The following is a 6,842-nucleotide window of genomic DNA, read 5'->3' on the forward strand; positions in this document are numbered from 1 at the left end:
GCCGCAACCGCCACGGCCCTCGGCGTATCGGCGAAGCGAAGCAGGGCGAAGAGAAAGACCGGCGGGCAAGGCAAAACGCGCGCCCGAGACGCGCGGAACTAGCGGCGAGCGGAAAAGAAACCGAGGAGGCGAGAAGGTGTTCGACAGCTCCATCGTATGGTATCTGTTTCTCGGCGGAACGGGCGCAGGCGCCCTCTCCGTTCTCGCCGGAGCCGACCTCCTCTTCTGGCGGCACGGCGAAAGGCCCGCTCGGCACCTTGCCTGGACGACGGGTTTGACAAGGTCCTTCCTTGCAAGGGGATTGGCCGTCTCCACCATGCTCCTCGCGCTCGGAGCGCTCTGCCTCCTCACCGATTTGGGGCATCCGGAACGGTTCTTCTACGTACTCGTGCATCCAACGGCTTCGGTTTTGACCTTCGGCTCTTACGTACTTGCCGGAACGGTGCTCTGTGCTGCGTTCCTCTGCTCGATAGCGCTGTTCAACCTCACCCGCATACCGGCGCTTGCCATCCGCACCATCGAAGCGCTCGCTATCGTACTCGGATTCTGCACGATGGCCTATACCGGCGTGTTTCTGGCCGACATAGGCTTCGTTGCGCTCTGGGGCAATCCTCTGCTTCCCGTTCTGTTCACCTTCTCATCGCTTTCGTGCGGAACCATGTGCGTTCTCGCCTGCGCCCTGTTCGAAGCGCCCGAAAGGAAGGGGCGCCTCGTCGATGCGCTGGTGCGGATCGACGCGCTCGCCATCGTCTTGGAGCTCGTCAGCCTCGCCGCGTACCTCGCGTACGGCGCGCTCCTCGTTAACGGCTCCCAAACGATCGGGGTTCTCGTCTCAGGCGACCTGCGCGATCTGTTCTGGATGGGTTTTGTCTGCCTCGGCATGGTTCTGCCTTTGGCAATCGATGCGGCTTACACTAGAATGGGTACTGCCGCATTGCCCGCGCTGGCGATCCCCCTCATCCTGATCGGCGGGTACCTTCTGCGGTATTGTATGGTGAACGCGCCCTATGGATAAATCCCGTTCGGCACAAGGCATGGATCGATATGAAAGCAGGTATGCGTGGCGCTCTTCGAATTAGACGAACATAGCGGCATCCCCATCTGGATCCAACTGCGCAATCGACTCATGTACCTCATCGATTCGGGCTACTACGCAACCGGCGACCGGCTTCCGACGGTGCGGGCCCTCGCCGCCGACCTGAACGTAAACTACCACACCGTGAACAAAGTGTACACGAGCCTGGAACACGACGGCTACATCAGCTCGAAGCGAGGGCGCGGCGCCTTCGTAGAGAAAGCCGGGGGCGGCGATGACGGCATCGACATCTCGGGAGATGTCATCCTCACCGAGAGCATCAGGCAATGCCTCGAGCTGGGCATGACGATCGACGATGTGAAAAACCACTTCGAAAAGGTTCTTGAGAATTTCGACTAGCACAGCCCATGGCCGGCACCGCGGGTGCCGCGCCATTCGAACGAAGGGAACGCCATGAAACGCACAGGCACCTCGAAAACCGACGCAGGCACCAGCGAATCGCCCCGCGCAACCGCGCTCGCCGATCCGCCGAACGCCTTCGTACCGCCCAAGGCGACCCGAAGCGGCGCCACCCTGTTCGCCGTGGTTCAGGCGGCCGTCGTTTTCATCGCCGTCGCGGCGGTCGCGTTCTTCGGGTTCGGCGCGCTCAACCTCTGGGTGCTCGTGACGGCACTCGTCATCGCCGTCGCAACCTCCATGACCGTCCATATCGCCATGGAGTGGGAGCGCATCGTCATCTTCCGCTTCGGTGCGTTCAACCGCGTCGCGGGGCCGGGGCTCATCTTCATGATCCCGGTCATCGAGCAGGCGGCGTGCCGCATCGACATGCGCACCATCGCAACGACGTTCGGAGCCGAGAAAACGTTGACCTCGGATCTCGTTCCCGTCGACATCGACGCCGTGCTGTTCTGGATGGTATGGGATGCCGAGAAGGCGTGCGTCGAAGTGGAGAACTACAGCGCCGCCGTGCTCTACATCGCCCAAACGGCCATGCGCGATGCGATCGGCCGCGCGAGCGTTGCCGAAGTCGCCTTGAGCCGCGATCAGCTCGACAAGGAGCTCAAAGAGGTCATCGAGCGCGAAACCGAACCGTGGGGCATCGCTATCCTCTCGGTGAAGATCCGCGACATCGTCATCCCCGAAGAGTTGCAAGACGTCATGTCCCTTGAAGCCCAGGCGGAGCGCGAGAAGAACGCACGGCTCGTGCTGGCGAGCGCCGAACAGGACATTTCGGAGATGATCTCGGCATCGAGCGACGTATACGAAAACAACGACAGCGCCCTGAAAATCAGGACGATGCACCTTCTGTACGAGAGCATCAAGAAGTCGGGCGGTACCGTGGTAACCGTGCCGTCTTCCTTAAGCGACGGCTTAGGATCGTCCGCTCAAGACGTGCTCAAGGGGCTCGGCGGCAAGGAATAGGACCGGACGCGGCACGGTGCTGATGATCGGCGGCACGTCCGCTTGCGCATGCCGGGCGCATTCGCCCGACCGCAACGACCGCAGCGTCAACGTCTAGCGTTCTTCATTGCGCGCGAAGAACCCGTTCGCGTTTTCAAAGAACATCTTATCGGCCACCGCGCTTCCGAAATGCGCGGCAACGAGCGCGTAGAGCCCTGAGACCCTGTCGGCGGTCGCAAGCCAGCTCGGAACATCGCAACCGTCGTAATCGCTGCCGAGCGCAAGCACGTCCTCCCCGCCGACCTCGGCGATGCGGTCGATGTGGCGCAGCACGTCGTCGTGCGTCGGATCTGCGGATGTTGCGCTGAGAAATTGATTGCAGAAGTTGAGGCCGATGATGCCCTTCGCCTCGGCGATAGCGCGAATCTGCGCGTCGGCGAGGTTGCGCCTGTGTTCGCACACGGCGCGCGCGTTCGAATGGGAAGCCGCGAACGGACGCGTCGCAACGTCGCAGAGGTCGGAAAACCCCCGATCGTTGAGGTGCGACACATCGACGACGATCCCGCGGTCTTCGAGCGCCGCCACCACGCGTCTGCCGTAGGGTTTGAGCCCGCATTCCGTATCATGCCCGCTGCCTACGGCGTTTTCGCCGTTCCACGTGAGCGTGAGCATTTTCACGCCCGCCTCGGCGATGCCGTCGACCCGTTCGAACGACTTCCCGTCGAAGAAAGCGCCGCCTTCGACGGTGAGGAGAGCGGCGGACTTGCCCGCCGCGAGAACCGACCCGACCTCCCGCGCGTCGAGCACCTGTTCGATGCGATCGGCTTGCTCGAGCATCTGGGCTGCAAAGTACGCGCGCACGTGCTCGAAGAAGCGCCAGGCCGCATCGCTGGAGAGCCCGTCGGGCACGAACACCGCAAAGCACTGGCACCACGCGTACCGCTCGATACGGTCGAGCGAGATATGGGCGTCGTTATCGGCAAGCGAGCTCATGCGCGCATGCGGCACCGCCTCGTCTTGGGGCGCGAACGCGGGATACGCGGACGAACCGTGCAGAGCGAGTCGATCGAGCGTATCGCAGTGCAAATCGAACACCGCGCGCTTCGACGAGGATCCTTTCCCCAATGCCCGCCCTTCCCTCATAGCCCTACCGTCCATGATCCGTCCTTTCCCGAGATGCGATGCGTCCGTCAACGGCGCCGCCGGCCCCAGAATCGCCTTTCGACGTGGTCACGAGAAACACCATCGCGATCATGAGGGCGAATCCGATGCAATCGATGAGCGGGAACCGCGTGCCCAGCCATGCCCAGCTGAAAACGGTTGCCGATACCGGCTCGATAGCGCCGAGCAGGCTCGCCTTCACCGGACCGATGTCCGCCACACCTTGCAGGTACAGCGTGAACGCTGCAAACGTTCCGAGCACCACGATGGCGACAAGGGCCGCTGCGCCGCCGCCGTCAAGAGAAACCTGTACCGCCCAAGGCTGCGCGAGCAGCGTCGCCGCTGCGCCGCCGACGAGCATCCCGAGCCCGGTGACCGCGACCGCGCCCCACCGCTCGAGCATCCGCTTGGGATACATGATGTAGAACGCGCAGGCGAGCCCGTTCGCGATGCCCCAGATGAGCCCCGGCAACGGGATGGCGAGCGTCGACAGGTCCCCGTGCGTGGCGATCAGCACCGTCGCCGCGACGGCGAGCACGAGACCGGCGAGCTCTTTCGCCTTCGGCAGCTTTCTTGCGAAGAAGCAGGTGAACACCATGACGAAGGCGATACCGGTGCATTGGAGCACGGTCGCGGTGCCCGCGTTGGTGTACCCGATCACAACCGTGTAGGTGATCTGGTTCGCGAACAGCCCAACAACGCCGAACACGGCGATGCGCAGTATGGTCGGACGGTCTGAGAGCATCGCCTTGAGCATCCCGCGCTTTGCAGCAAGCATGTAGGCAAGGAACAGCAAGCCCGCGCCGAGCATGCGCACGCTTGTGATGAACAGGGGCGAGAGCCCGTAGCCGCCCGCAAGGAGAAACTGCGCGCACGCGCCCGAGAAACCCCAAAGCGTACCTCCGAGAAGCGTGCAGGCGACCCCGCGCACGAAATGCTGCGGACGGGCCGCTTGCCCCTGCGCGCTCATGCGCACCCGATTCCCGCAGCAAAACCCGGTGCCGAGCCGCCCGTGAAGCGCGCCGTCATACGAGCTCCTTGAGAAAGCCTGCAATCGCATCGAGCAACCCGTCATCCTCGCCGACATCGAAATACCGCAGGGGAATCGAGAATTTCTTCGAAGCCGGGATGTAGCGGGCGCTGTGGCGGCGCAGCTTGGTTACCGTATCGCGCGAGAGCGCAACGGGTTCGACCGTGAGCTTTCCCCCGACCACCGATNGTGAGGATGAGGCTCATATCGCGCACGCCCGAAAGCGACATCTGCATGGTACGCGGGATGGGCGTGGCCGAAAGCGTGAGCACGTCGATGGACTCGCGCAGGTTCTTGAGCTGCTCCTTGTGACCCACGCCGAAGCGCTGCTCCTCGTCGACGATCACGAGCCCGAGATCGTGCGGGTTCACATCGCGCGAGAGCAGGCGGTGCGTTCCCACGAGCACGTTCACGCTGCCCTCGGCGAAACCTGCGAGAGCGCACTGCTGCTCGGCGGGCGTCTTGAAGCGCGAGAGCACCTCGACGGTCACGCCAAAAGGCTCGAAGCGCTCCTTGAAGTTCGTGTAGTGCTGCTGCGCCAAGATGGTCGTCGGACACAGCACCATGACCTGCTTTTTGTCCTGCGTCGCCTTGAACGCGGCCCGCAGCGCCACCTCGGTCTTGCCGAAGCCCACATCGCCGCAGACGAGCCTGTCCATAGGCTTCGCCGATTGCATGTCGGCCTTCACGTCGGCGATGGCCGCAAGCTGGTCGGGCGTTTCCTGATAGGGAAACGCCTCCTCCATCTCGTGCTGCCACGGCGTATCGGCCGAGTACCTGAACCCCTGGCTCGCCGCACGGCGGGTGTACACGTCCACGAGGTCGAAGGCGAGCTGCTTGGTTGCCTTGCGCGCCTTGGCGAGCGCGCGCGACCAATCCGAAGTGTTGAGCCTGGTGAGTCGGGGGCTTGCACCCTCGGGGCCCACGTAGCGCGTCACGCGGTCGAGCTGTTCGACCGGCACGTAGAGCTTATCGCCCTCGGCGTATTCGAGCAGCAGGTAGTCGCGCATGGCGCCGCCCACGTCTTGGCGTACGAGATCTTTGAAGAACGCGACGCCGTGCGCGGCATGAACCACGTAATCGCCCGGTTTGTACGGGAACGTGAGCTCGGTCACGTCGACGCGCTTGCTCGAACGAAGCGCCGTTGAGCCCTGCGTATCGGATATGGAGACGAGCGCGAGTTTGGCCTTGGGGATGATCATGCCGAGGGGGATATCCACATCCACCACGTTGACGATCCCGCGCTTGAGCGTTGCCGGAACGCCGTCTTCCACGTCGAGCGCCTCGACGATGGGCAGGCTGTTATCGACGAACGCGAGTTTCATGTCCTGGCGCGCGCGGTAGTTCGGTGCCGAGAATACCACGGTGTAGCCGCCGTCGACGAGCGTGCGCAGCCTGCCGAACAGTTTATCGGGGTGGCCCGCAACCTCCACGCGCTTGACGGGCAGCTCCTCATCGACATGGGCTCCCACGCTCATGATCGAAACGTAGGTGGCGCGCTGGTTCTTCCCGAAGTCGAGTTCGGCGGGCGCCGCGTAGAGTCCCTTGACGGGAATGCTCGAACCCTTGGCTCGACCCTCGATGTCCTCGAACGCATGGCTCGCATCGTCGAAGAGCGACCGCGGCTCGACGAGCACGGTCAGCCCGTCGCCGCGCAGGTAGTCACCGAGCGTCGAGGTGGTGTTGTACAGATAGGGCAACAAGGCGTCCGACCCGTCGAATCGAGCACCGCCCTCGAGTTTCTCGAGCATCTCACGCAAAACAGGATTGGTTTTCGCAGGATTGAGGAGCTTCTCGCGCGCCCGATGAGCACCGCGGGCCGAAAGTGCGAACTCCTGCACGGGGTAGATCGCAACCGAGCCGAGCTCGGCGATGGTTTGCCCCGTCGACGGCACGATGCGCCTGATCTCGTCGACCTCGTCGCCGAAGAAGTCGAGCCGCACCGGGTAGACAAGGTTTCCCGGGTAGACGTCGATCGTGCCCCCGCGCACTGCGAACGTTCCCGGTCCCTCGAGTTCGCCGGTGTTCTGATAGCCGCGAGCCTCGAGCGCGCGGGCCACATCCTCGAATGAGGTGAGTTCCTCGGATTCCGATACGGACAGATCGTCGCTCTTCGCGAGAACGAGGGGGGTCCACGTCTGCGATCCCGCGGGCGGCAAGCACCGCAGCATCGAGCGCGCCGAAGCGACGACCAGGCACTGCTCGCCCGTTGCG

Annotated in this window: 6 protein-coding genes; 3 read left to right on the forward strand and 3 right to left on the reverse strand. The window is 63.6% G+C overall.

The features are described 5' to 3' along the window. Positions 1-136: 136 nt before the first annotated feature. From nrfD to C1722_RS05665, 3 genes are read left to right on the forward strand one after another with little or no spacing between them, the layout of a single operon-like run. Positions 137-1,015 (forward strand): NrfD/PsrC family molybdoenzyme membrane anchor subunit, encoded by an 879-nt coding sequence (gene nrfD, locus C1722_RS05655; RefSeq protein ID WP_244902456.1) that lies wholly within the window; start codon positions 137-139, stop codon positions 1,013-1,015. A gap of 45 nt (positions 1,016-1,060) precedes the next feature. Beyond that, positions 1,061-1,435, forward strand: coding sequence for a GntR family transcriptional regulator (locus C1722_RS05660; protein WP_102378381.1), 375 nt, complete (start codon positions 1,061-1,063; stop codon positions 1,433-1,435). Between the two features lie 54 nt (positions 1,436-1,489). Then, complete coding sequence (locus C1722_RS05665; protein WP_102378382.1) at positions 1,490-2,458, forward strand: slipin family protein; 969 nt, start codon at positions 1,490-1,492, stop codon at positions 2,456-2,458. Between the two features lie 93 nt (positions 2,459-2,551). Here the strand turns inward: C1722_RS05665 and C1722_RS05670 are convergent, their stop codons facing one another. From C1722_RS05670 to C1722_RS05680, 3 genes are all read right to left on the reverse strand, one after another. Continuing rightward, positions 2,552-3,595, reverse strand: a complete 1,044-nt coding sequence (locus tag C1722_RS05670; RefSeq protein WP_244902457.1) for a dipeptidase — start codon at positions 3,593-3,595, stop codon at positions 2,552-2,554. Beyond that, positions 3,585-4,568, reverse strand: coding sequence for a DMT family transporter (locus tag C1722_RS05675; RefSeq protein ID WP_102378383.1), 984 nt, complete (start codon positions 4,566-4,568; stop codon positions 3,585-3,587). The genes C1722_RS05670 and C1722_RS05675 overlap by 11 nt, the downstream gene beginning before the upstream one ends. 101 nt (positions 4,569-4,669) lie before the next feature. Beyond that, entirely contained in the window at positions 4,670-6,799 is a 2,130-nt protein-coding gene (locus tag C1722_RS05680) for a DEAD/DEAH box helicase (RefSeq protein ID WP_425319368.1), read from the reverse strand. Between the last annotated feature and the right edge of the window lie 43 nt (positions 6,800-6,842).

The sequence above is a fragment of the Raoultibacter timonensis genome (genome assembly GCF_900240215.1).
Classification (GTDB): domain Bacteria; phylum Actinomycetota; class Coriobacteriia; order Coriobacteriales; family Eggerthellaceae; genus Raoultibacter; species Raoultibacter timonensis.

Coding starts and splice junctions, on each gene's coding strand:
- C1722_RS05665 (WP_102378382.1), top strand. CDS start 1,490: ATGAAACGCACAGGCACCTCGAAAACCGACGCAGGCACCAGCGAATCG.
- C1722_RS05670 (WP_244902457.1), bottom strand. CDS start 3,595: ATGGACGGTAGGGCTATGAGGGAAGGGCGGGCATTGGGGAAAGGATCC.
- C1722_RS05675 (WP_102378383.1), bottom strand. CDS start 4,568: ATGAGCGCGCAGGGGCAAGCGGCCCGTCCGCAGCATTTCGTGCGCGGG.